Raw genomic sequence first — 21,350 nt, 5'->3', positions numbered from 1 at the left:
GCAACAAGAACACAGGAATTGATTGCCCTTATGGAGTAATTAATTCCTGTGTTCCGACACCTGGCACTTAGCACCTAACTCAAGCGATCACCGATGCCTTTGGACGGGCAAAAATCATCCGTCCCGCCGAAGTTTGTAAGGCACTGGTCACAATGACCTGTAGCTCACCGCCAACATAACCACGTCCATCTTCTACAACAACCATCGTGCCATCGTCCAGATATCCAATCCCCTGGGCAGGTTCCTTCCCTTCCTTAAGAATTTTCAGGTCAATGCTGTCACCGGGAATATAAGTTGGGCGAACTGCCTGAGTCAGGTCATTCACATTCAAAACAGTGACTTTCTGTAAGTTGGCAACCTTGTTCAGGTTGTAATCGTTAGTTAGAAGAGTCGCGTTAATCTCCTGTGCCAGTCGAATCAGTTTGGCATCAACGGTTGCCACATCCTCGTAGTCTGCCGGGTGAATCAGAATCCGGTCTGGGTAAGACTCTTTCATCCGGTTGAGAATATCCAAACCGCGCCGCCCCCGTACTCGTTTCTGGTCGTTGGAAGAATCAGCAACCTGTTGCAACTCTCCCAGAACAAATTGCGGCACCAAAATATGTCCTTCCAAAAAGCCAGTATTCAGCAAATTTTCAATCCGACCGTCAATAATACAGCTTGTGTCTAGCACTTTGGTAGAGGCAGGCTTAAGAGTACCCTCTGCCAGCAGTAGCGTTTCTACCGTATGGGGATTGATCAGCCGCAACAGGGTGCGCCCGTGCACATCTGCCAGAGTAACTCCCGAAAAGGCAAACATGACGCTGCCCACAACGGCTGCCAGGGGTTTGATGAAAGTGAATTCAATGGGAATCGGCAACAGAAAAATCGGAGCCAGGAGCAGGTTTGCCACTAGCAGACCCAGCACCATACCCACGGCACGACTCAGCAAAATATCGGCTGGCATCGTGCGGAACTGCCGCTCTAATCGGCGGTAACTGGTTTGAACCACCAGACCAACGGCAAGCCCAATCACTGCTCCAAAGCCAGCGGTCACCCAGCGAAGACCCTCTTCGTTGGTGACTTGCTGTAGAGCACTCGTTGGCAGTTCTTCGATGCCATGAAAACCGATCCCCGCCCCTGCTAGGATGAATGAGATAATAATGATTGCATCAAGCATAAGTTCAGGTTAGATGGGGGGACTCATCTCAACCGTTGAAGTTGAGAATCTGCCAATCTGTTAGAGGAGCCAGTTAGACCGTTTTGGACAGCCAGCGGTTAGCAATGAAAGTAACTGGCTTCGCCGTCAGGCTGACATGACCATATTATACTCTTCGTCTTGGTAATGCTTTTGGCTAGAGCCTCCTCTGGGAAAGCTATTGCTCCTTCAGGGGCACCAGCTTCAGCTTATATTCATATTCCTTTTTGCCGGAGACGTTGCTACTACTGCGATTTCCCCATCTCTGTGGTTGGGGATAAACCGTTGATCAGGCGGCAGGCGAACAGCAACCAACAACAGACTAAACGCATCAACGGCAGCAATTCGGGGACGATCGCCCAATACATTGAAGTCCTGTGCCAGGAAATTTGCCTTTCTTCATCCGGGGGCAGCTTACTGGAAACCGTCTTCTTTGGAGGCGGCACTCCCTCACTTATTTCTGTTGAGCAACTGGATCGGATTCTGACAAGCCTGGAACGGCAGTTTGGCATCGCTGCTAGTGCCGAAATTTCTATGGAAATCGATCCCGCAACTTTTGATTTAGAGCAGCTTCAGGGCTATTGTTCAGCCGGGGTAAACCGGATTAGCCTGGGGGTGCAGGCATTTCAACCAGAACTGCTGGCAGCCTGTGGGCGATCGCACACCGTGGACGACATTTACCAGGCGATCGACCTTGTCCACCAGGCAGGCTTCCAAAACATCAGTCTGGACTTAATCTCTGGTCTGCCCCATCAAACCCTGGAACACTGGCGAGACTCGCTGGATCGGGCGATCGCCCTCAAGCCCACCCATCTTTCCTGCTATGACCTGACCGTTGAAGCAGGTACCCCATTCAGTCGCCAATACAAACCAGGAGTCAGTCCGCTTCCATCGGATGACATCACAGCGGAAATGTACCGGCTTGCCCAGCAAACCCTGACCGCAGCCGGATATGACCATTACGAAATCTCCAACTATGCCAAACCGGGCTACCAGTGTCGTCACAACCGCGTTTACTGGGAGAATCGCCCCTTCTACGGGTTTGGCATGGGGGCAACCAGTTATCTGGAGGGCGATCGCTTTTCCAGACCCCGGAAGACACGGGAATATTACGAGTGGGTGAGCACGCAGGAGCGCAGAAGAGTAGGGGAGCCGAGGGGCGAAGGGGCAGGAGAGGCACCCAACTCCTTCCCAACCCCCAACCCCCAACCCCCAGATCTTCTCCTCGACACCCTCATGCTGGGCTTAAGACTCGCAGAGGGGCTAAACCTGTGTGAGTTGGAGCAGAAGTTTGGTAGGGAAATGCTGGAAAGAATTTGGACTTGTTTGCAGCCCTACCATCGGAAAGGTTGGGTTGAGATTCAAACGGGTTCAGAATCGCTTAGTTTCACATCAACAGACTTACCCCATACCGGATGCCTTCGATTCACCGATCCCCAAGGGTTTCTCTTCTCTAACGTCATGCTGATTGACCTATTTGAGGAATTGACTTGAGTAAAGGTCGTGATAAATCAGGATCGGGAATCAAATCAAGCTTCAGAATTTAGTCTCTCTGCCTCTCCGCCCACCTGCCTGCCCCGGCATATTAAAACTTGAGAGCAAAATTACCCGTAACGGGTACCGTCAATACTGCCCTGCGCTGAATAGACTCGCTATAGACCGTAACAATCTATTCAGAGAGGTTAACGTATGGGACGGCATGGCTTTTTTGCCCGTAGATGCGAAGACGTTCCGGCGGGTGGCACAGCCCCAACCGGCAAATTTGGCAGAATGTTTCCCAACCTTCCTGCTTTCACGCCTGATCCAGAAAAACTGAAGCTTTTGGGCGAGACAATGGTGGATAAAGGAGTCGATGTTGTTGATGAAACCGGCACTACTTTACGTCGGGATAATCCAGAGGGCGATAATCCTGCGATCGCCGCCGGGTATACCTACCTGGGACAATTCATTGACCACGACATTACTTTTGATTTGACCCCTCTCCACGATGCCCAGGTGGATCCACGGGCAGTGAGAAACTTCCGCACCCCTGGACTTGACCTGGATAGCCTCTATGGGGCTGGACCAGAAATACAGCCCTACCTTTATGCAGCCGAGCGAGGATCTCAGAAAAAGTTTTTGATTGGGCAAACGACACCCTCCCCAACCGGGCGGCGAACTAATGGGCAGACTGAACAACTTCTGGCAATGGCAAACGACTTGCCCCGTGCACCGCAAAGTCAGCCCCAGATCAGCCTTGCCCTGATTGGTGACCCCCGCAACGACGAAAACCTGATCGTGGCACAGATGCACGTCGCCTTCCTCAAGTTCCATAACAAGGTAGTTGAAGGGCTTGAGGATGGTTCCATTCCCAGGGATCCCTCCGGCAACCGGAGTGTATTTGAGGAAGCGCGGGAACTTGTGACCTGGCATTACCAGTGGATCGTCGTCAACGATTTTCTCAGCCGCATCCTCGACAAAAACCAGCTTAATCAGGTTCTTTACAAAGGCAGACGGTACTACCATTTCCATGCCGACCCATTCATTCCAGTGGAGTTTTCAGCCGCCGCTTACCGCTTGGGGCACAGCATGGTCAGGATGGTGTATGACTATAACCGAGTCTTCACCACAAAACCGACGGATAGCCGATTTACAGACGCAACCCTGGAACTGTTGTTTGAGTTCACGGGCAAATCTGGTAACTCCGACACCCCGCCAGGGCTGAATCCTACCGTTCCCAGCAACTGGATCATCGACTGGCGGCTGTTCTTCGATGTTGAAGACGCGATCAAAGCAGATTTGAGCCGCAAGCTCGATCCCTACCTGGCTGAACCATTGACTAATTTACCCAATGTTCCAGCCCCCAACTCTCTAGCAGTTAGAAACCTCCTACGGGGACGCAGCCTGGGGCTTCCCTCTGGTCAGAGCGTGGCTAAGTATATGGGATTCAAGCCCCTGCGCCCACAGGCGATCGCCAATTGCAGTGCAGACGGCAGAGTCGCAGCCCAGGTTGGCTTTGATGTGGAATCTCCTCTCTGGTACTACATTCTCAAGGAAGCAGAGATCCAGGCTCAGGGTAAGCATCTGGGCGAAGTCGGTAGCCGCATTGTTGCAGAAGTGTTCATTGGACTTTTAGAAGGCGACAAAACCTCCTATCTGGTCAAAAAACCTGACTGGAAACCAACCCTGCCTGCAAAAGTGCCCGGAACCTTCACAATGGCAGATCTGTTGCGGTACGTGAAAGACTTGAACCCGATTGGGGATTAGGTGTCAGGAGTCGGGAGTTTTGAGTTTTGAGTTGAGAGTTTTGAGTTGAGAGTTGAGAGGGAAGATGGAAGCGAGTTGGTAGTAGGCAAAAGGAGCTATTAATGCGATGGGCGACTTTGCTGAAATGCCTGCAAGAACTGCTCACCCTTCGGGAAGCAAGCTTACACCCTAGCCGCTCCCATTGGGGGAGGCGACAGGAAATATCTGAAAGCCCTTCTCCTTGTGGAGAAGGATGGGGATGAGGGCAAAATAGTTGCACATCCCGTTATTATTCTTTCCCCATGACCTATTACCTTCAAAACTCTTAGCTCAAAACTCTTAACTTAAAACTTCCTATCCCCTCCCCTGTAGGATCCGGTTAGATTCCAGACTATTCATTCAAAACTCAAAACTCTTAACTCAAAACTCTCAACTTACAAACTTCTTTCCCCCTTTTTGAAAGATTATATAGAGTATCCCCACCGTCTTTTTTGCAAGATCTGATTTGAAATCAACCTAACACTAGTGTTAAGATCATCAACTGTGACTTTAGCGGAAGCGGAAGCGGGGAAAATCAAACATGACAAAGCGAACTTTGGGCGGAACTAGCCGCAAGCGTAAAAGGACTTCCGGTTTTCGTGCCCGTATGAGAACTAAAAATGGTCAACGGGTGCTAAAAGCACGGAGAAGCAAAGGGCGTGCCCGTTTGGCAGTTGCCTAGAGGTTGATTGTGGCGTTGCCCAAGGCAAACCGCCTGAGACGACGAGAAGATTTTAATCGCGTTTATCAGAAAGGCTTTCGCAAACGATCTCGCTACCTCACGTTAGTGGTCCTAAAGCCGAAGGCAAGGATCTCACTTCATAGTAGCCGTGCAGCGACCGAGAATGTCCCGCCTGACGATGGTTGGCTTCCAACTAGGATTGGTATTTCAATTAGTCAGAAGGTCAGCAAGCGGGCGGTTATTCGCAATCGAATTAAGCGGCAAATTCGGGCGGCGATGGGCAATTGGCTTCCCTTTCTACCGCCTGGATGGAATTTAGTTATTGTGGTACACCCGCAGGCTGTTGAGTGCGATTACTTTCAATTTCTGCGAGAATTAGAGCAGTTGTTGATGGCCGCGGAGGTACTCAATGGGCATTCGTGAAGACGTTTACTATGAAGGGGGTCCCCACATTGGTGACCTTGTCATTAATGTGTTATTGGGTTTTACGGTGATTTGCCTGCCGCTAACCGTAGGGGCGATCGTTCGAGCCTTATGGCTGCGTTATCGCATTACCAATCGTCGTATTTCCGTGACCGGAGGCTGGCGGGGTCGCGATCGCTCCGATATTATCTATTCTGAGATTGCCAAAGTGGTGACTGTTCCTCGTGGTATTGGCAGTTGGGGTGATATGGTCGTTACCTTAAAAGACGGTAGCCGTCTAGAACTGCGAGCGGTGCCCAAGTTTCGGGAAATTTACGACTACATCAACGATAAAATTTCTCCCAAAGCCCGTTCAGCGAGTGGTTCTATAGGTAGCCAGAACAGTTAATCTAGCTTTTTTACAGAGCAAATTGTATCCAAGGGGCTTCAGCCCCTTGTTTAGTAAAGGGAATGCCTTAATCTCCGATTAAATTGGGATCAGCTAACGGCGGTGGTGTGATAACCCTACTGGCGTAGCACCCATTTCTTGCGTGTATGCGGGTTATATTTGGATAGACTTAGAAACGGACACGTTTCAGACAGAATCGGTTCAGACTACTAAATCAGTTCAGACTACAAGGGGCGACGTTCATCGCATGGACTTTGGAATTGGGTTTCTCTCCAACAACGTAATGCTGCCAATCCTGGATTTCTTCTACGGGATTGTGCCTAGCTATGGACTTGCTATTGTGGCTCTGACCCTGGTTATCCGGTTCGCGCTTTATCCGTTAAGTGCAGGGTCTATCCGCAATATGCGCCGCATGAAGGTTGTTCAGCCCATCATGCAGAAGCGGCAGCAGGAAATTAAAGAGCGTTACAAAAGTGATCCTGCAAAACAGCAAGAAGAAATGGCAAAGGTTATGCAGGAGTTTGGCAATCCCCTTGCAGGTTGTCTGCCTCTCTTACTGCAAATGCCTATTTTGTTTGCTTTATTTGCGACTTTAAGAGGTTCGCCATTCTCGGATGTTCCCTACACGTTCAACCTTCAAATCCTCCCTGGTGAGCAGATCGAGCAAATTCAGCCGCAGGCATTTTCGACCTCTCCCCAGAACATTTACTTTGCGGATGGCGTTCATGCTCCTGTTTCAGCGATTCTTCCGGGGGGAACCAAGTTAGCCGTGGGTGACCAGGCTCAGGTTGAGTTCCAAACGACTGAAGGAAGGTCGCTGGGTGAACTGTTGCAGGAGTATCCTGAAACAGGTGCGAAGTTGGTTCCCCACTTTGAAGTAACCAATGGGGCTGAGCGCGTCAAGATTAACGAAGATGGCACGATCGAAGCCCTTCAGCCTGGAGATGTGTCCATTAAGGGAGTCGTGCCTGGGCTGGCAGCCGATAAAGGCTTTTTGTTTATTGATGCCTTGGGACGGGTTGGTGCGATTGATCCTGATGGAGCAATCCATTGGGATATTCTGGGCATGATTATTTTCTTTGGGGTCAGTATTTACATTAACCAGTTGCTTTCTGGTCAGGGACAGGGCCCCAGTTCTAACCCCAATCAAGATACGGTTAACAAAATCACACCCGTTCTTTTTTCCGGCATGTTTCTGTTTTTCCCACTGCCTGCCGGGGTTCTGATGTACATGGTGATTGCTAACATTTTCCAGACTCTTCAGACGTTTATCCTGTCAAGGGAACCCTTACCAGAAGAGATTCAAAAGTTAGTGGAAGTAGAGGAAAAAGCAGCAAACAAAGCTCAAGAAACTATTCCATTTGAACCAGGTCGTCCCAAGAAGGATGCTGAGGCGAAAGCTGATCCCAAAGCAAGCAACGCTCCTAAGACTGGCGGCGCTCCCAAAACTGACAAAGCCGTTCCAAAGCCAACTACCAACACCCCCAGGGTTGATCCCAAGGCAAAGGGGATCAAAGGAGGCAAGAGTACTCCACCATCTGAATCTGGACGTTCTAAGAAAAAAGCCTGAGGTCAGCTATGGATGGAACTTTGGTAGAGCGTGGACAGAAGTGGCTAAAGGATCTGCTGCATCTGGCAGGGATGCCATCGTCGATCAACATCGAACCGCAGCCTCCCTTTTCTGAAGATAGCTGTTGGATTACGATCGACGAGTCGAATTTAACGCCTGAGCAGGTGGAGTATCTGACTGGGGTAGATGGTCATGTTCTAGACTCTATCCAATACTTGATGAATTCCATCTTGAACCTGGGACAGGATGCGGATAAGCAAGGTGCTTTCACGGTAGAGCTGGCTGGTTACCGTTTGCGTCGGTACTCGGAACTGAAGCAGATCGCTGATCATGCGGCTTCCCAGGTACGAGAAAGGGGCGAAGAGTTTGAGATCAAGGCATTGTCTTCAGCAGAACGGCGACAGATGCATACCATGCTGAAGGAACATGATGATCTGGAAACCTACAGTCGGGGGCAGGAACCCGATCGCCGCCTGGTAGTGCGTCTGCTGCAAGATGAGTCCTGAGTTAGGTTAGTAGAATCATTTGCTCCTGGTTGTTTGGGGGTACGCGAACGTATGGAACCGATTCATATTCCACAGTTGACCAAAGCCCCTCAAGAGACTGAGGTGATCGAATTCGACCAGGCAATTGAGGGGCTGGAAACTCTGACCTCTGTTCAGGGGCGGTTGCAGGTAGCCCATAAAGGAAACTATTTGGAGGTTTCGGCAAAGGCGGAAACAATTATTACTCTGACTTGTCACCGCTGTTTGCAGCAGTATAATTATCGGCTGGCGATCGCTCCAACGGAGCTAATCTGGTTAGATGAGTCTGCCAAACCAGATGCGATGGATTTTCTGGATCGGGAAATCTCGCCGGACGATTTGGTTGAAACGCTGCCCCCCAGAGGTTTTTTTGATCCGGAAACCTGGTTGTACGAGCAGCTATCTCTGGAAATACCCCAGCATCAGTTATGTGACCAGAACTGTGAGGGAATTCAGATCCCTGGAATCAATGAGCAACCCCTGGTCGATCGCCGCTGGGCATCTCTAGAAGCCTTAAAGCAACAGTTTTCTAATAATTAAATTAGAAGATTTCTACAAAACAATACACTTGTCGTAGGGTGCCGTTAGCGAAGCGTAACGCACCATGATCTGGTATTTTCATTGCTAGAAATTCCTTAGAACAGTATAGGAGCAGGCGGTTTAAGGTTAGCATTTTCTATTTGAGCCACGGTTTCATGAGGGATAAAGCGGTAGTTTAACGCTAATTGGGTGTCAGCTTCTGACTAGTGCAGCAAGGTGGAAGTTCAGTGACTGTAGGGCAGACAAGATGCCTGCCCTACAGTCGAGATACCGGCACTACGGAATGGTAGCTAGATTTACACCGCAGACCACTAGCCATATTTGAGGACTGCCGCCTGATTGGCTACCAGAAATGCAAGCGTCTCTGAATCAAAAATCCACATTGGGTTGGGGTTGTTTTCAAAGAGTAGCCGGTACTGCACTTAAACCATGCCTCATATTGAATGGTTTCTCCGCTAAGGCACCGATCAAGCCGTGGCTGAATCACCGTTTCAATTGAAATTAGTGTGCCTTTAGCCGGAGCGATCGGTTGGGAAACCTAGTAAAAACTGGCGTGAGACTTTTGCTGTGAAGCACCAGAAACTACGCGACCCCAACCATTGAAGGCTTCAGATTGCTATGAAAGTAACCGTCTCCTGCTTGAGAGATTTACTGACATCATTTGCCCGGTTGCACCTTGTGCCCGGTTTGCTTGCTTTGCCAATATTGTCTGGGACTTTTACCCCAACCGTACTAGCACAAACCGTTTCCCCGCCGCAGAATGCCAAAGAATGGTGGCAGCGTTGTCAGCAAGAGTGGAATGCTGGACAGTATGACGTTGCCAAACATTCCTGCCAGAAAGCACTGATGCTCTATCAGGAGAAGGGGGATCTAAAAGCTACGGCGCTGGTCTTGAGTGGTTTAGGAGTGCTCCACGGTTCGCTTCATGACTACAACAAAGCCATTGAGTACCAAATTCAAGGGTTAGAAGTTGCTAGAAATAGTGGCGATCAACCACTAGTGGTCAAAGCCCTGCTGAATTTAGGACAAGCCTATGCCGCCCAATCTCAGTACACCAAGGAAACTGCCGCCTACGAAGAGGGGCTAGCGCTGGCACGTAAAATTAACTTTTCCCAGGGCGAGTTAACAGCGCTCAATTTTTTGGCATATACCTACTCAATTCAACGCAATTTGCCTCAAGCGATCGCCTACCACGAACAAAGCTTACAACTGGCGAATCAGCTTCAGGATGTACGTAGTGAGGTACGCAGCCGGATTAACCTGGGCAGTGCCTATACTGAACTGGGCAAGGTGAATCAAGCGATCGCCGTATTAGAACCTGGAGTTGCCCTGTCCCAGAGTCAAGGTTGGCAGACTGAACTGGCGTGGATTACAGGCAAATTGGGGGGAGCGTATCGGGTTCGGGGAGACTACCCCCAGGCGATCGCACTGTATCAGCAAAGTTTAGAAACCGCCCGCAGCCTCAAAGATCCTGGGTTGGAAACCGTTGCCCTGAATGAACTGGGGCGGGTGCATGAAGCAAAGGGAGACTATGCCAAAGCAATTGAGGCGCACCAGCAGGCGTATGAACTGGCAACGTCTCACAATCATCCCAAAAATCAAATAACTGCCCTGAACGGGTTAGGACTGGCTTATTACAACCTGGGGGACTTTACCCAGGCACTTTCATTGCAAACGCAGCAGCTTACCCTGGCAAACCAAGCCAAAGACTTGGAAGGGCAGTCCTGGGCATTGAGCTTACTGGGCTTGACCCATTCCGCCAAACGTGAATTTGAAACAGGGTTGGGCTACCTGGACCAGGCAGCCGAGTTGATGCGGCAGGTGGGCGATCGCTGGGGTGAGGCAGCGGTACTGGCAAATTCAGGTGGGGCTTACCGTAACTTGGGTCGTTACCCTGAGGCAGTCAAATCCTATGAGCAGAGTCTTGCTTTGATGCGATCGCTTAACAACCTTGCCGGTGAAAGTCGCATTTGGGCAAACCTGGGCAGTGTCTACCGCAATCAAAAACAGTATGACCAAGCGGTTGCAGCTTACCAGAACGGATTAACGCTGGCTCGTCAGGTAGGGGATGACACCACAATCAGTTATATCCTGGCAAATTTAGGTCTATTGTTTTACTGGTCGAATGACCTGGCACAGGCAGAGCAGTTTTTAAGGGAAGCGATCGCGGTTCGAGAGTCCTTACGCACGCGCCTGGGGCAAAAAGATGCCTTCAAAATTGCCCTGGCGGATATGGAAATCACCACCCTCACCTACCTGAATCTACAACGGGTTCTGATTGCCCGAAACCAGTCCGAAACCGCTCTGGAAATTGCAGAACAGGGGCGTGCCCGTGCCTTTGCCGAATTAATTGCTGGAAACCGAGAAGTAGACAGCGCAGCTTCCCTAGCACCCCCATCGCTGGCGCAGATCCGGCAGGTTGCCCAACAGCAGAATACTACGCTAGTGCAATATTCCATTCTGGGTAATGAACTGGAAGCCGATGAAGGGAGCGGCGATCGCAGCCCCGAAATCGCTATTTGGGTAGTGCAACCATCGGGAAAAATTACCTTCCGCCAGGTTTCCCTCGATTCCAAAATGCAGGCTAAAAAGAATTTGACTGATTTGGTGCTGAACGGGCGCACAGCCTTGCGGAGCCGATCAATTGGTGTGGTTGCCCAACGGGAGCAAACCGCCCCACCCAATCAGGAACCCTTGAAGGAGTTGTATCAGATCCTCATCCAACCTATTGCCGACCTGCTTCCCGGTGATGCCCAGGCAACGGTTGTTTTTGTGCCTCAAGGCTCCCTGTTTCTGGTGCCCTTTGCTGCCCTGCAAAACCCCGAGGGAAAGTACCTGATTCAGCAGCATACCCTGGCAGTTTCTCCTTCGATTCAAGTCCTGGATCTCACCCATCGCAACCAACAGAGCCATCGACATCCCCAACAACAACAGCAGAATGTCTTGGTGGTGGGTAACCCGACAATGCCAACAGTGTCGCTGGGTGAAGGGGAGCCACCAGCGCGATTGGATAATTTACCCGGTGCAGAAGTCGAAGCCCAAGCGATCGCTGAACTGTTTAGAACCCAGGCAATCACGGGGGATAGCGCGACTAAGTCCACCGTCGTGGAACGAATGCAGCAAGCCCACATGATTCATTTAGCGACGCATGGATTGTTAGAGGATTTTCAAAATACAGGAATCCCAGGCGCAATTGCCCTTGCTCCCACTATCAGTGACAGTGGGCTACTGACAGCGGCGGAATTGCTGAAGTTAACCCTAAAAGCGGAGATGGTAGTCCTGAGTGCCTGCGACACGGGACGGGGCAAAATTACAGGTGATGGGGTGATTGGACTATCGCGATCGCTGATTTCAGCAGGAGCCTCCAGTGTGATTGTGTCCCTCTGGGCAGTCCCCGATACTCCCACTGCCGCATTAATGACTGAGTTTTATCATCATCTGCTGCAATATTCCAAACAAAAACACTCCAGCAAAGCAGATGCACTGCGACAGGCAATGCTGAAAACGATGGAAAAATACCCCAGTCCAAGCGATTGGGCAGCCTTCGTTCTGATTGGTGATTTTCAATAATCAGGGCAGTCTTACAGCCATTTTCATTTGTGTATGCCACACCAATCCCTTGTTTCTCATTAATCTAAAGGCATCGCCTGTGTTGCACTCGTCTGAAAACCGCTGTAATTTGAATTATGAGAAAGGTCGCCATTGGCGACCTTTCTCACACTCTTTATTCATGCACCCATGTGCTGCATCAAGACGCTAATGCAAGATGTTGGGCAACGGGTTGCTGAATTGCTCGCTCCAGCAATTGCCGCTTAAACAATGAATAGCTATTCATGGTCGCTAAATTAGGCATTTCTTGCCAGCAATGACGGCAGAACGAAACAGTCTCGTGATGGCGAAAACATTGCACCATCGGATAACCACAGCAAGGGCAGTTTGACATAAAAGTTTTCACACTCGTTTGTAATGGTTGGTTTAGTAATCAAGGGATAAAGCTTTATTCCTCTATCCCTTTAAAGCATAGGATACAAACTTGAGGAACCTGTGAAGATTCCATCGATTTAGTAAAGAAACAAAAATATATGTTAAGTGTTCGTAGCACAAAGAATTCTATTCACCCACATAAATACCTAATCGTTTTTGCATTGGCATGGCAGTTCAATCTGAAATCTGATGCTCTAACCAATCGAAAATTTCGTTCAGATGGTTTAAAGTGACCAACCCGTATTGCCAGAGAATCATGGGCAACAGGCTGGGAGTTTGCACAGAATGACGTAAAGCAAACTGAAGATTTGCACCAGAAATCATCAGATCTTCCTGTAAAAACTGCAAAAACTGGGCAAAATCTTGAGATTCCATTGCTGCCCTCCAAATTTTTCTGCCTTAGCTCTAGACAATAGATTTGACGAAGTTAAGTAGGTAGATAGAATCAAATGTAGGATGGGTTAGCGATAGCGTAACCCATGCGGGTGCTGGGTTTCGTACCTCAACCCAACCTACACAGGTCTTATATTTAATTAGTCCCACCTAATTAAGAGATTTGAACCAGCTATAGACATACAAAGGGGCGATCGCCAATCACTCACACCCATCCACCCGAATAAAGCAAAACGGTTTGCAGAACCCAATCGATCTGGTTGTAAGATACTGAGCCTGGACTATTGATTAGTCGGGTTGAGTTCAAGCGACTTATCTAAAAGCGAGATCTTTTTGTCGAGAGTACGACCGACCCGAATCTCCTCCACTGAAGGGCTTGGCAGTCTGACCGGGTGCTCACAATAAATTTGTCCAGCCTTTTCTAAAAGCTCTGTGCGACAACGACGACAAAACCAATAGGTTTCACCCGAACGAACATGGCGTAACAAAATATCAGAACATACTGGGCAGTTCGTCATATTATTAACCATTTGAAAGAATTTATTTAAACGTTCTGGTCAAGCACTTTTGGTGGGTTCACCAACAGCATCTGCAATGGTAAAAACGATGAATAATATAGCGATCCTATTTGGATTGTCAGAAAGAATTTCATAAGCATCCTTTCTCACAAAGCCTTACATTTTCACAAACGATTTAGGACTGTTAAATGAAGGAAAACTATGAATAAACTCACCCCTTCCATGTGGCAGTCACCTAAACCTCACCAAGTTATACCAATTTCATTTGAGGACGAGCAGAATTAACCCTTGTAAGGCAAGGGGCTTAAACCCCTTGTTCAGTGCAGCCTCATAAAGAATTGGTATTAGAAATCGGTAGTTTTTCCTGGGAAAAATTCCTCGTTTCTAAGTTGGATGAGGTTTAACTCGGAATGCAAGCTTGACGTAACAGTTGAGTCCGAATCAGTAATCTCTAAACAGAGTTTTTATGAAAAACTGAAACGGAAGACGTTAATAAAGGGATCTGATTCTTTTCATTCTCGCTGTACCTGACAGATGGGCTTGTATCTCCTGGCACAACTTAAGATAAGTTTATAAGGACTCCAAATTGGATATAGTTTGGAAGAGTAAATTACGTTCGTTTATCTAAGTATTGTTAGGGTATTTTCAGGTATGGCTGCTTCGGTTGTTTCTGCTGCATGGTTACATGAGCATTTAGAGGATCCCCAGGTTGCGATCGCCGACTGTCGGTTCTCCTTGATGCAACCCCATCAGGGGCAGCAAGAATATCAGGCAGGTCACATCCCAGGGGCATACTACCTGGACTTAAACCGGGATTTTGCCAGCCCGGTTGGTCAGCACGGAGGACGGCATCCCCTCCCTGACCCCACCCACTTGGTACAAAAGCTAGAAGAGATGGGAGTGTACTCCGAGCAACCCCAGGGACCGACCCTGGTGGTAGCCTATGATGACTCCCGTCAGGCTTTCGCTTCTCGTCTGTGGTGGTTACTCCGTTACCTGGGGCACGATCAGGTTGCGGTGTTGGATGGGGGACTGGCAGGGTGGAGGGGGGCAGGCTATCCGGTAACCGATGTAATTCCCGCCCCTAAGTCTGGTAAGTTCCTGCCTCAGCTTCGTCCCCATCTGGTTGTAGACATTGATCAGGTGAGAACCCAAAAGGATTTACCGACTGTGGCTCTGGTCGATTCGCGGGAAGGCGAACGCTACCGGGGGGAGCGGGAACCCATTGACCCCATCGCTGGGCACATTCCCGGTGCAGTCAATTACCCCTGGCAAGAGGCAACGAATGCTGAAGGTTACTTACGCTCAAAGAATGAGCAACGCCAACGCTGGGCGGATCTGGAACAGAAGGACGAAATTTTAGTTTACTGCGGCTCTGGAGTGACTGCCTGTGTCAATCTGCTATCCCTGTATCTGGCAGGGATTGAGGGCGGAAAGCTCTATGCTGGGAGTTGGAGCGATTGGTGTTCGTATTTGGAATAGGTGTTATACCAATTTCATTTGAGGATGAGCAGAATTAACCTTTGTCAGGCAAGGGGCTTAAGCCCCTTGTTCAGTGCAGCCTCATAAACATTTAGTGTTAGGTATTTAGGGCTTTGAGTTTAGGTGTTCGCTGTTCGTCTAGCCATGCCAGTCCGGCTCCGGCAGCTTCTGCCAGAATGCTGATCAGACGATAAAGGGCAACAATGCTGAGGAGTATAGCGGGGGAGTAGGTTTGACCGAGGAGGGCGATCGCGGTTGCCTCAAAAACTCCGATACCGCCCGGTGCACCGGGAATCACCAATCCCAATAGCCAGGACAGGCTAAAGACCGTAATCAGCAGCGGAATTTGCCCTGGTTCAATCGAACTAATTGCCAGGAATGTGACCAGAAAGCCCATACCACGCAGCAGCAGAAATCCGACTTCGCCTGCGAATGGAACCAAGGGGTAGCCACTCAGTTGGATAGTCGCGGAAGCTGGTTTCCCCGAATTTGCTTTCTGCTTCAGCTTACTCAGGAGTTGGATCACGGGATTGAGCACTCTGGGGTGGAGTCCCGCCAGCACAACCAGTAACCCAACCCACTGAGCCAGAATCCCAGGCAACCCATATTGAGTTGCGATTTGACGGCTACAGAGGAGCGTGATTAGAAGGGCAGAAGCTGCCATCAGTAACGGTTCGAGTAAAACACTGACGGTAGCAGTTTCCACAGCAATTCCAGCTTTGGTCGCTGCCACAATTCGTCCATAGAAATGCCAAACGTTGCCCGGTAGGTATTTGGCGATGTTTGTCTTCAGGTAGGTCTGGGTTGCCCAGATGGGATTCGCTGGTTGCTTGAAATAGTGCAGGATCAGGCTCCAAACCCAGCCTGCACAAACATGGGCAAACAATGTCATGCCCAGGGCGATCGCCAGACACGCCCATCCCTTTGCGTCTACCCGCACCGCTGCTACCTGTTGCCAGTTATCCTTGAGCACCTTACCCAGGAAAAACAGTGTCCCGCCTAAAATGACCCAACGGAGAAACGGCTTAAACCGCGAAATGACTTGCTTCATGAAAGATTGACAGCCCCGACGTTCACCATAGATCATCTCAAACAGAGCATCATTGCAGAACCGATCCCTCAAGAACTGAGGCGAACGCGATAAGCTTAAATTGCTTTACCTGAATTCCCCGGTTGAGTTAGCCGTCCCTCTATTGAGGCTTATCCCCGAATGCGCGTTTTACTGCTGTACCCCCTGTTCCCCAAAAGTTTTTGGTCCTTTGAGAAAATTCTGGAACTGGTCGATCGCAAAGCACTGTTGCCCCCTTTAGGACTGGTGACTGTTGCTGCGATTTTGCCACAGGAATGGGAATTCAAGCTGGTTGATCACAACATTCGCCCGGTCAGCGAAGCCGAATGGGACTGGGCAGAGGTGGTAATTCTTTCCGCCATGATTGTGCAGAAAGAAGATTTTCTTAATCAAATTCGGGTCGCCAAGGAACGCGGCAAAAAAGTTGCTGTAGGCGGTCCCTACCCCACTTCGCTGCCCCAGGAAGCCCTGGCTGCCGGAGCCGATTACCTGATTCTGGATGAGGGCGAGATTACCCTGCCCCTGTTTGTGGAGGCGATCCATCGGGGAGATCCAGATGGAGTTTTTCGCTCGAATGGTGAAAAGCCAGATGTGACCCATACCCCGGTTGCCCGATTTGACTTGCTCGATTTCGAGGCTTACGACAGCATGTCGGTTCAGTTTTCGCGGGGATGCCCCTTTCAGTGCGAATTCTGCGACATCATTGTGTTGTATGGGCGCAAACCCCGAACCAAAACCCCCCAGCAACTTCTGGCAGAGTTGGAGCGGCTTTACGAACTGGGTTGGCGGCGAGCGGTCTTCATGGTCGATGACAACTTTATTGGCAACAAGCGCAATGTCAAGTTGTTCCTCAAAGAGTTGAAGCCGTGGATGGAAGCTCATGGCTATCCGTTCCGGTTTCAAACGGAGGCATCGGTGGATCTGGCACAGGATCAAGAACTGATGGATTTGATGGTGGAATGTGCCTTCAATGCGGTGTTTCTGGGGATTGAGACTCCCGACGAAGCCAGCCTCACTCTGACCCAGAAGTACCAGAACACACGGGATTCCCTGGCAGATTCGGTGGACCTGATCATCCGCTCTGGTCTGCGTGTGATGGCAGGATTCATTATTGGGTTTGACGGTGAAAAAGCAGGGGCGGGCGATCGCATTGTCCAGTTTGTGGAGCAAACCAGTATTCCCGCTGCCATGTTTGGGATTTTACAAGCCCTACCCGATACCGCCCTTTGGCATCGGTTAAAGCGAGAAGGGCGGTTGCTGGAGCAGGACAGCACCATTGACCAGGCAACTCTGATGAATTTTGTTCCCACCCGCCCAATTGAGGACATTGGCAGAGAATATATTAACGCTTTCTGGACGCTCTACGACCCACTGGTGTATCTGGAGCGAACCCACCGCCATTTCCGCAAAATCCTGCCAGTCCAGTACCCCAACAGTACCGCCAGCCCAATTGACTGGGTGAGTATTCGGGCTTTGCTCAAAGTTTGCTGGCGGCAGGGTGTGGTACGCAAGACTCGCGTCAAGTTCTGGCTGAACCTGCTAGATATCCTGCGGCACAATCCTGATGTTTGGAGCGATTACTTAACCGTATGTGCCCACAACGAACACTTTCTCCACTATCGGCAAATTGTGCAAGATCAAATTGAAAGGCAGTTGGCAGAGTATCTCACCCAGGCGGATAGGCGACAAACTGAAAATACCACTCAACACGAGTCAGCCAGGGAAGTCCAGTTTGCTATCTCCCAAAAGACAACTGCCAGCTAACTCCAATCAGCGCGGCTGATTCCAGGCATGAATTAAAGTTGAATGAATTAAAACTTGGTTCCAACCCACCTTGCATTAACGACACCATCCAACCTTGTCAGATGGAATCATTAGCGTCTAAAGTTGACTCAAATCCTGAGGTGGACAGAGTAAGCTTAAATGACGCGGTTTAGGTCAGCAATTTTGGTATGAGGATAGTCTTGTATGCGCATTTTGCTTTTGTATCCCCAGTTTCCTAAAAGCTATTGGTCATTTGAGAAAGCATTGGAACTAGTAGACCGGAAGGTGATGCTTCCCCCCCTGGGACTGGTGACTGTTGCCGCCATTTTGCCCCAGGAGTGGGAGTATAAGCTGGTCGATCGCAACATTCGGGTAGTCACTGAAGCAGAGTGGGAGTGGGCAGACATTGTGATTTTGTCTGCCATGATTGTGCAGAAGGATGATTTCCTAAACCAGATTCAGGAAGCAAAACGGCGGGGTAAACGGGTAGCCGCTGGCGGTCCTTACGCTACAGCACTCCCTCAGGAAGCCGAAGCTTCTGGCGTTGATTACTTAATTTTGGACGAGGGAGAAATTACCCTGCCTCTATTTGTCGAGGCAGTTAAACGGGGAGACACCGCTGGGGTGTTTCGTGCCGATGGCGAGAAACCGGACGTGACTAATACCCCTGTCCCCCGGTTTGATTTGCTTGAACTGAATGCCTATGACAGTATGTCAGTCCAGTTCTCACGGGGATGTCCCTTCCAGTGCGAGTTTTGCGACATCATTGTGCTGTATGGGCGCAAGCCACGCACCAAAGCACCACAGCAGCTTTTAGCCGAATTGCAATCCCTTTATGACTTGGGCTGGCGGCGCGCCATTTTCATGGTAGATGACAACTTTATTGGCAACAAACGCAATGTCAAGCTACTGCTCAAAGAACTGAAACCCTGGATGGCAGCGCATAACTATCCGTTCCGGTTTAATACGGAAGCATCCGTCGATCTGGCAAACGACCAGGAATTGATGGACTTGATGGTGGAATGTAACTTCAACGCCGTTTTCCTGGGCATTGAAACTCCCGATGAGGAGAGCCTCACTCTGACCCAGAAGTACCAGAACACGCGGGAGTCTCTAGCAGATTCAGTCGATGCGATTGTGCGATCGGGTTTGCGGGTGATGGCAGGCTTCATCATTGGGTTTGATGGCGAGAAGACGGGAGCGGGCGATCGCATTGTCCGATTCGTGGAGCAAACCACCATTCCAATGGCAATGTTCAGTATGCTACAAGCCCTACCGGACACTGCTCTCTGGCATCGACTGAAAAAGGAAGGGCGGCTACGAGATGATGTCGTGGAGTCCTCTGGCATGAACCAGACGACCTTAATGAATTTCATTCCCACCCGCCCCCTGGAAGACATTGCCCGGGAATACGTGGAGGCATTCTGGCAACTCTATGACCCCATGTGCTATCTGGAGCGCACCTACCGCCACTTCTTGAAACTGGGTGCCCCCAAATGCCCTGCTGTAATGCATGAAGTGAACTGGGTCAATATTCGCGCTGTACTGACCGTTCTCTGGCGACAGGGCGTGGTACGCAAGACCCGTTTGAAGTTCTGGCTGAACTTTATCGGCATTTTGCGGCACAATCCTGCCGTTTGGGAGCATTACCTGAATGTCTGTGCCCTGAACGAGCATTTCCTGGAATACCGCCAGATTGTACGGGACCAGATTGAAGCCCAATTAGCTGAGTATCTGGCAAATGCATCGCCTCGGAAACCAAAACTGGTTGAAACTGAAAAGGTAGAGCAGGCGATCGCAAGCTGAGGAGAGGCATTGGTCATTGGTCATTGGTTATTGGTCATCGACTTTCTGCTATAAGCATTTGTCTCGTTGCTAAGCTCTTGTTTGACAATGTTGATGGGAAAGTAGAGTTCCCCGTGCTGCTTTGGAGAAGCACGAGATTCTTTGGCAGGATTAGGATTGTGGATTTAAGCACTCCGCAAACTGTACGGGCGGGTTCAGCAGTCCAGTTTGCCTGATGCGATGGATTGGGCGGCAAAACCCGCCCCTACCCAATTCCGAACTTATTGAATTCTCATTCCTTACCAGGCAGAAGCTTCTTAACCAGCAAAAAGGCTGAAACGGCGATCTCAAAGTTTTAAGAAAAGAAGTGGAAGAGAGGAAATTTGGGAAGCCTAAAGTGCGTCCCCAAAAATCGATTATCTTTTCCACTTTCCGCCCAGTGAACAAGCTGTCCGCAACCACGGTTTACCTGATTCTAACCACCGCTTCAACGCTGTTTAGCTATTCAGTTTTTACCGTTAGTGCGGTGTATCGGGTAACGGTTGCCGGTTTGAACCCGCTCCAGTTGGTTCTGGTGGGGACTGCCCTGGAAGCCACTATTTTTCTGTGTGAAGTTCCTACGGGGGTGCTGGCAGATGTCCATAGCCGACGGCTGTCCATCATTATTGGTACTTTTCTGATTGGGGCAGGCTTCATCCTGGAAGGAGCAGACCCTACTTTTCTGGCAATTCTGTTGGCACAGATCCTCTGGGGGATTGGCTATACCTTTATTAGTGGTGCCCAGCAAGCCTGGATTGCCGATGAAGTGGGGGAAGAAGGAGCACATCAAGTGTTTCTTCGCGGTGCCCAGGTAAGCCAGGTAGGTGGGTTATTTGGTACGTTTTTGGGCGTTGGGCTTGCCAGCTACCGGATTGGGCTTCCCATTGTGGCAGGGGGAGTCCTCTACCTGGGACTGGGGCTATTTTTGATCCTGTTTATGCCCGAACAAGGCTTTACGCCAGAGCGTCAAAACCGCCGAACCGTTTGGAGGAGCATGACCCATACCCTGCGAGGAGGGGCTTACCTGGTCCGGCGACAGCCTGTTTTGATGATTCTTCTGGGGGTTGGAGCTTTGCATGGGTTAGCCAGCGAAGGACTCGATCGCCTCTGGGAAATGCACTTTCTGCAAAACTTCTCCTTTCCGGGGCTGGGACTGCTGGAGCCAATCGTTTGGTTTGGGATTATCAACGCGATCGCCAGCATTCTCAGCATCCTGGGGGTTGAACTGATCCGGATACGGGGGCAAGAGAAGGGATACGTCAACGCTGCCAAAGCCCTGTTAGTGATTGATAGTTTATTGATTGCCAGCCTGTTAACCTTTAGCATGGCGCGTAGTTTTGAACTGGCATTGGCATCTTGCTGGGCAACCGATCTGCTGAGAGCCGCCAACGAGCCAGTCTATGTCGCCTGGATCAACCAAAAACTGAATTCAGCCACGCGGGCAACGGTGCTTTCAATCGGTAGCCAGATCAACGCCATTGGCAAAATTTTAGGCGGGCCAGTCATCGGTGTAATTGGCAACGATTTGTCCATTCGAGCGGCGATCGCAGCCTCTGGGATCATTCTGGTTCCCGTACTGCTGCTATACCTGCGCACCCTGCGACATGGCTGGAGTTCTCGCTTGGAAAAGATGAAGGATGAATGAAGGCAGGGGAGAGGGGGCAGAGGATCAAGGGAGAGGAGTTAGGGGTGATTGGTCACTGGTCATTGGTATTTACAGCTAACAAATGACGAATGACGAGTGATAA

The 21,350-nt window shown here is 50.0% G+C and carries 18 protein-coding genes; 13 read left to right on the top strand and 5 right to left on the bottom strand.

Features of this window, described 5'->3' with window-relative positions; all coding sequences use genetic code 11:
- Nucleotides 1–79 precede the first annotated feature (79 nt).
- Nucleotides 80–1,159, bottom strand: a complete 1,080-nt coding sequence (locus tag AC1S52_RS28200) for a PIN/TRAM domain-containing protein (protein WP_482032374.1) — start codon at nucleotides 1,157–1,159, stop codon at nucleotides 80–82.
- Between the two features lie 165 nt (nucleotides 1,160–1,324).
- On the opposite strand from AC1S52_RS28200, the gene hemW reads away from it, so the two are divergent.
- From hemW to AC1S52_RS28160, 8 genes are all read left to right on the top strand, one after another.
- Nucleotides 1,325–2,671: a radical SAM family heme chaperone HemW gene (hemW, locus tag AC1S52_RS28195; RefSeq protein WP_482032373.1), complete on the top strand. Its 1,347-nt coding sequence runs from the start codon at nucleotides 1,325–1,327 to the stop codon at nucleotides 2,669–2,671.
- Nucleotides 2,672–2,866: 195 nt separating this feature from the next.
- Nucleotides 2,867–4,423, top strand: coding sequence for a peroxidase family protein (locus AC1S52_RS28190; protein ID WP_482032372.1), 1,557 nt, complete (start codon nucleotides 2,867–2,869; stop codon nucleotides 4,421–4,423).
- 559 nt (nucleotides 4,424–4,982) lie between these two features.
- Nucleotides 4,983–5,123 carry a 50S ribosomal protein L34 gene (gene rpmH / locus AC1S52_RS28185; RefSeq protein WP_482032371.1) on the top strand — a complete coding sequence of 47 codons (141 nt, stop codon included), beginning with the start codon at nucleotides 4,983–4,985 and terminating at the stop codon, nucleotides 5,121–5,123.
- Between the two features lie 9 nt (nucleotides 5,124–5,132).
- Nucleotides 5,133–5,546: a ribonuclease P protein component gene (rnpA, locus tag AC1S52_RS28180; RefSeq protein ID WP_482032370.1), complete on the top strand. Its 414-nt coding sequence runs from the start codon at nucleotides 5,133–5,135 to the stop codon at nucleotides 5,544–5,546.
- A complete protein-coding gene (locus AC1S52_RS28175; protein ID WP_482032369.1) occupies nucleotides 5,533–5,934 on the top strand; it encodes a PH domain-containing protein in 402 nt (133 codons plus the stop codon). The genes rnpA and AC1S52_RS28175 overlap by 14 nt, the downstream gene beginning before the upstream one ends.
- Before the next feature lie 247 nt (nucleotides 5,935–6,181).
- Complete coding sequence (gene yidC, locus AC1S52_RS28170) at nucleotides 6,182–7,504, top strand: membrane protein insertase YidC (protein WP_482032368.1); 1,323 nt, start codon at nucleotides 6,182–6,184, stop codon at nucleotides 7,502–7,504.
- A gap of 8 nt (nucleotides 7,505–7,512) precedes the next feature.
- Nucleotides 7,513–8,010 (top strand): Jag family protein, encoded by a 498-nt coding sequence (locus AC1S52_RS28165; protein WP_482032367.1) that lies wholly within the window; start codon nucleotides 7,513–7,515, stop codon nucleotides 8,008–8,010.
- Between the two features lie 51 nt (nucleotides 8,011–8,061).
- A complete protein-coding gene (locus AC1S52_RS28160) occupies nucleotides 8,062–8,568 on the top strand; it encodes a YceD family protein (protein WP_482032366.1) in 507 nt (168 codons plus the stop codon).
- A gap of 311 nt (nucleotides 8,569–8,879) precedes the next feature.
- Here AC1S52_RS28160 and AC1S52_RS28155 read toward each other — a convergent pair whose 3' ends face one another.
- Entirely contained in the window at nucleotides 8,880–8,990 is a 111-nt protein-coding gene (locus AC1S52_RS28155) for a PAS domain-containing protein (protein WP_482032365.1), read from the bottom strand.
- Nucleotides 8,991–9,186: 196 nt separating this feature from the next.
- On the opposite strand from AC1S52_RS28155, the gene AC1S52_RS28150 reads away from it, so the two are divergent.
- Nucleotides 9,187–12,138 (top strand): CHAT domain-containing protein, encoded by a 2,952-nt coding sequence (locus AC1S52_RS28150; RefSeq protein WP_482032364.1) that lies wholly within the window; start codon nucleotides 9,187–9,189, stop codon nucleotides 12,136–12,138.
- 178 nt (nucleotides 12,139–12,316) lie between these two features.
- On the opposite strand, the gene AC1S52_RS28145 is transcribed toward AC1S52_RS28150, so the two are convergent.
- Together AC1S52_RS28145 and AC1S52_RS28140 are read right to left on the bottom strand one after the other, a co-directional pair.
- Complete coding sequence (locus tag AC1S52_RS28145; protein WP_482032363.1) at nucleotides 12,317–12,511, bottom strand: hypothetical protein; 195 nt, start codon at nucleotides 12,509–12,511, stop codon at nucleotides 12,317–12,319.
- A 215-nt stretch (nucleotides 12,512–12,726) separates the two neighbouring features.
- Nucleotides 12,727–12,927, bottom strand: coding sequence for a DUF2949 domain-containing protein (locus AC1S52_RS28140; protein ID WP_482032362.1), 201 nt, complete (start codon nucleotides 12,925–12,927; stop codon nucleotides 12,727–12,729).
- A 1,187-nt stretch (nucleotides 12,928–14,114) separates the two neighbouring features.
- Between AC1S52_RS28140 and AC1S52_RS28135 the strand changes: the two genes are divergently transcribed.
- Nucleotides 14,115–14,945, top strand: coding sequence for a sulfurtransferase (locus tag AC1S52_RS28135; RefSeq protein WP_482032361.1), 831 nt, complete (start codon nucleotides 14,115–14,117; stop codon nucleotides 14,943–14,945).
- A 97-nt stretch (nucleotides 14,946–15,042) separates the two neighbouring features.
- Here AC1S52_RS28135 and AC1S52_RS28130 read toward each other — a convergent pair whose 3' ends face one another.
- Nucleotides 15,043–15,996, bottom strand: a complete 954-nt coding sequence (locus AC1S52_RS28130) for a lysylphosphatidylglycerol synthase transmembrane domain-containing protein (RefSeq protein ID WP_482032360.1) — start codon at nucleotides 15,994–15,996, stop codon at nucleotides 15,043–15,045.
- Nucleotides 15,997–16,155: 159 nt separating this feature from the next.
- Between AC1S52_RS28130 and AC1S52_RS28125 the strand changes: the two genes are divergently transcribed.
- The 3 genes from AC1S52_RS28125 (at nucleotide 16,156) to AC1S52_RS28115 (ending at nucleotide 21,247) form a co-directional block, all read left to right on the top strand.
- The gene (locus tag AC1S52_RS28125; RefSeq protein WP_482032359.1) at nucleotides 16,156–17,778 is read left to right on the top strand and encodes a B12-binding domain-containing radical SAM protein; all 1,623 of its coding nucleotides are present in this window, start codon (nucleotides 16,156–16,158) and stop codon (nucleotides 17,776–17,778) included.
- 204 nt (nucleotides 17,779–17,982) lie between these two features.
- Nucleotides 17,983–19,584, top strand: a complete 1,602-nt coding sequence (locus tag AC1S52_RS28120; RefSeq protein ID WP_482032358.1) for a B12-binding domain-containing radical SAM protein — start codon at nucleotides 17,983–17,985, stop codon at nucleotides 19,582–19,584.
- Between the two features lie 418 nt (nucleotides 19,585–20,002).
- The gene (locus tag AC1S52_RS28115; protein WP_482032357.1) at nucleotides 20,003–21,247 is read left to right on the top strand and encodes an MFS transporter; all 1,245 of its coding nucleotides are present in this window, start codon (nucleotides 20,003–20,005) and stop codon (nucleotides 21,245–21,247) included.
- Nucleotides 21,248–21,350: the final 103 nt, after the last annotated feature.

Source organism: Kovacikia sp. CALU 1929, from assembly GCF_056784235.1.
Note: the sequence above shows the minus strand (reverse complement) of the source record. Positions and strands in the feature narration are given on the sequence as shown.

Excerpts from the sequence above, each read along its gene's own strand:
- AC1S52_RS28200 (WP_482032374.1), bottom strand. The coding sequence starts at position 1,159 with ATGCTTGATGCAATCATTATTATCTCATTCATCCTAGCAGGGGCGGGG.
- hemW (WP_482032373.1), top strand. The coding sequence starts at position 1,325 with ATGCTTTTGGCTAGAGCCTCCTCTGGGAAAGCTATTGCTCCTTCAGGG.
- AC1S52_RS28190 (WP_482032372.1), top strand. The coding sequence starts at position 2,867 with ATGGGACGGCATGGCTTTTTTGCCCGTAGATGCGAAGACGTTCCGGCG.
- rpmH (WP_482032371.1), top strand. The coding sequence starts at position 4,983 with ATGACAAAGCGAACTTTGGGCGGAACTAGCCGCAAGCGTAAAAGGACT.
- AC1S52_RS28175 (WP_482032369.1), top strand. The coding sequence starts at position 5,533 with ATGGGCATTCGTGAAGACGTTTACTATGAAGGGGGTCCCCACATTGGT.
- yidC (WP_482032368.1), top strand. The coding sequence starts at position 6,182 with ATGGACTTTGGAATTGGGTTTCTCTCCAACAACGTAATGCTGCCAATC.
- AC1S52_RS28165 (WP_482032367.1), top strand. The coding sequence starts at position 7,513 with ATGGATGGAACTTTGGTAGAGCGTGGACAGAAGTGGCTAAAGGATCTG.
- AC1S52_RS28160 (WP_482032366.1), top strand. The coding sequence starts at position 8,062 with ATGGAACCGATTCATATTCCACAGTTGACCAAAGCCCCTCAAGAGACT.
- AC1S52_RS28150 (WP_482032364.1), top strand. The coding sequence starts at position 9,187 with ATGAAAGTAACCGTCTCCTGCTTGAGAGATTTACTGACATCATTTGCC.
- AC1S52_RS28145 (WP_482032363.1), bottom strand. The coding sequence starts at position 12,511 with ATGTCAAACTGCCCTTGCTGTGGTTATCCGATGGTGCAATGTTTTCGC.
- AC1S52_RS28140 (WP_482032362.1), bottom strand. The coding sequence starts at position 12,927 with ATGGAATCTCAAGATTTTGCCCAGTTTTTGCAGTTTTTACAGGAAGAT.
- AC1S52_RS28135 (WP_482032361.1), top strand. The coding sequence starts at position 14,115 with ATGGCTGCTTCGGTTGTTTCTGCTGCATGGTTACATGAGCATTTAGAG.
- AC1S52_RS28130 (WP_482032360.1), bottom strand. The coding sequence starts at position 15,996 with ATGAAGCAAGTCATTTCGCGGTTTAAGCCGTTTCTCCGTTGGGTCATT.
- AC1S52_RS28125 (WP_482032359.1), top strand. The coding sequence starts at position 16,156 with ATGCGCGTTTTACTGCTGTACCCCCTGTTCCCCAAAAGTTTTTGGTCC.
- AC1S52_RS28120 (WP_482032358.1), top strand. The coding sequence starts at position 17,983 with ATGCGCATTTTGCTTTTGTATCCCCAGTTTCCTAAAAGCTATTGGTCA.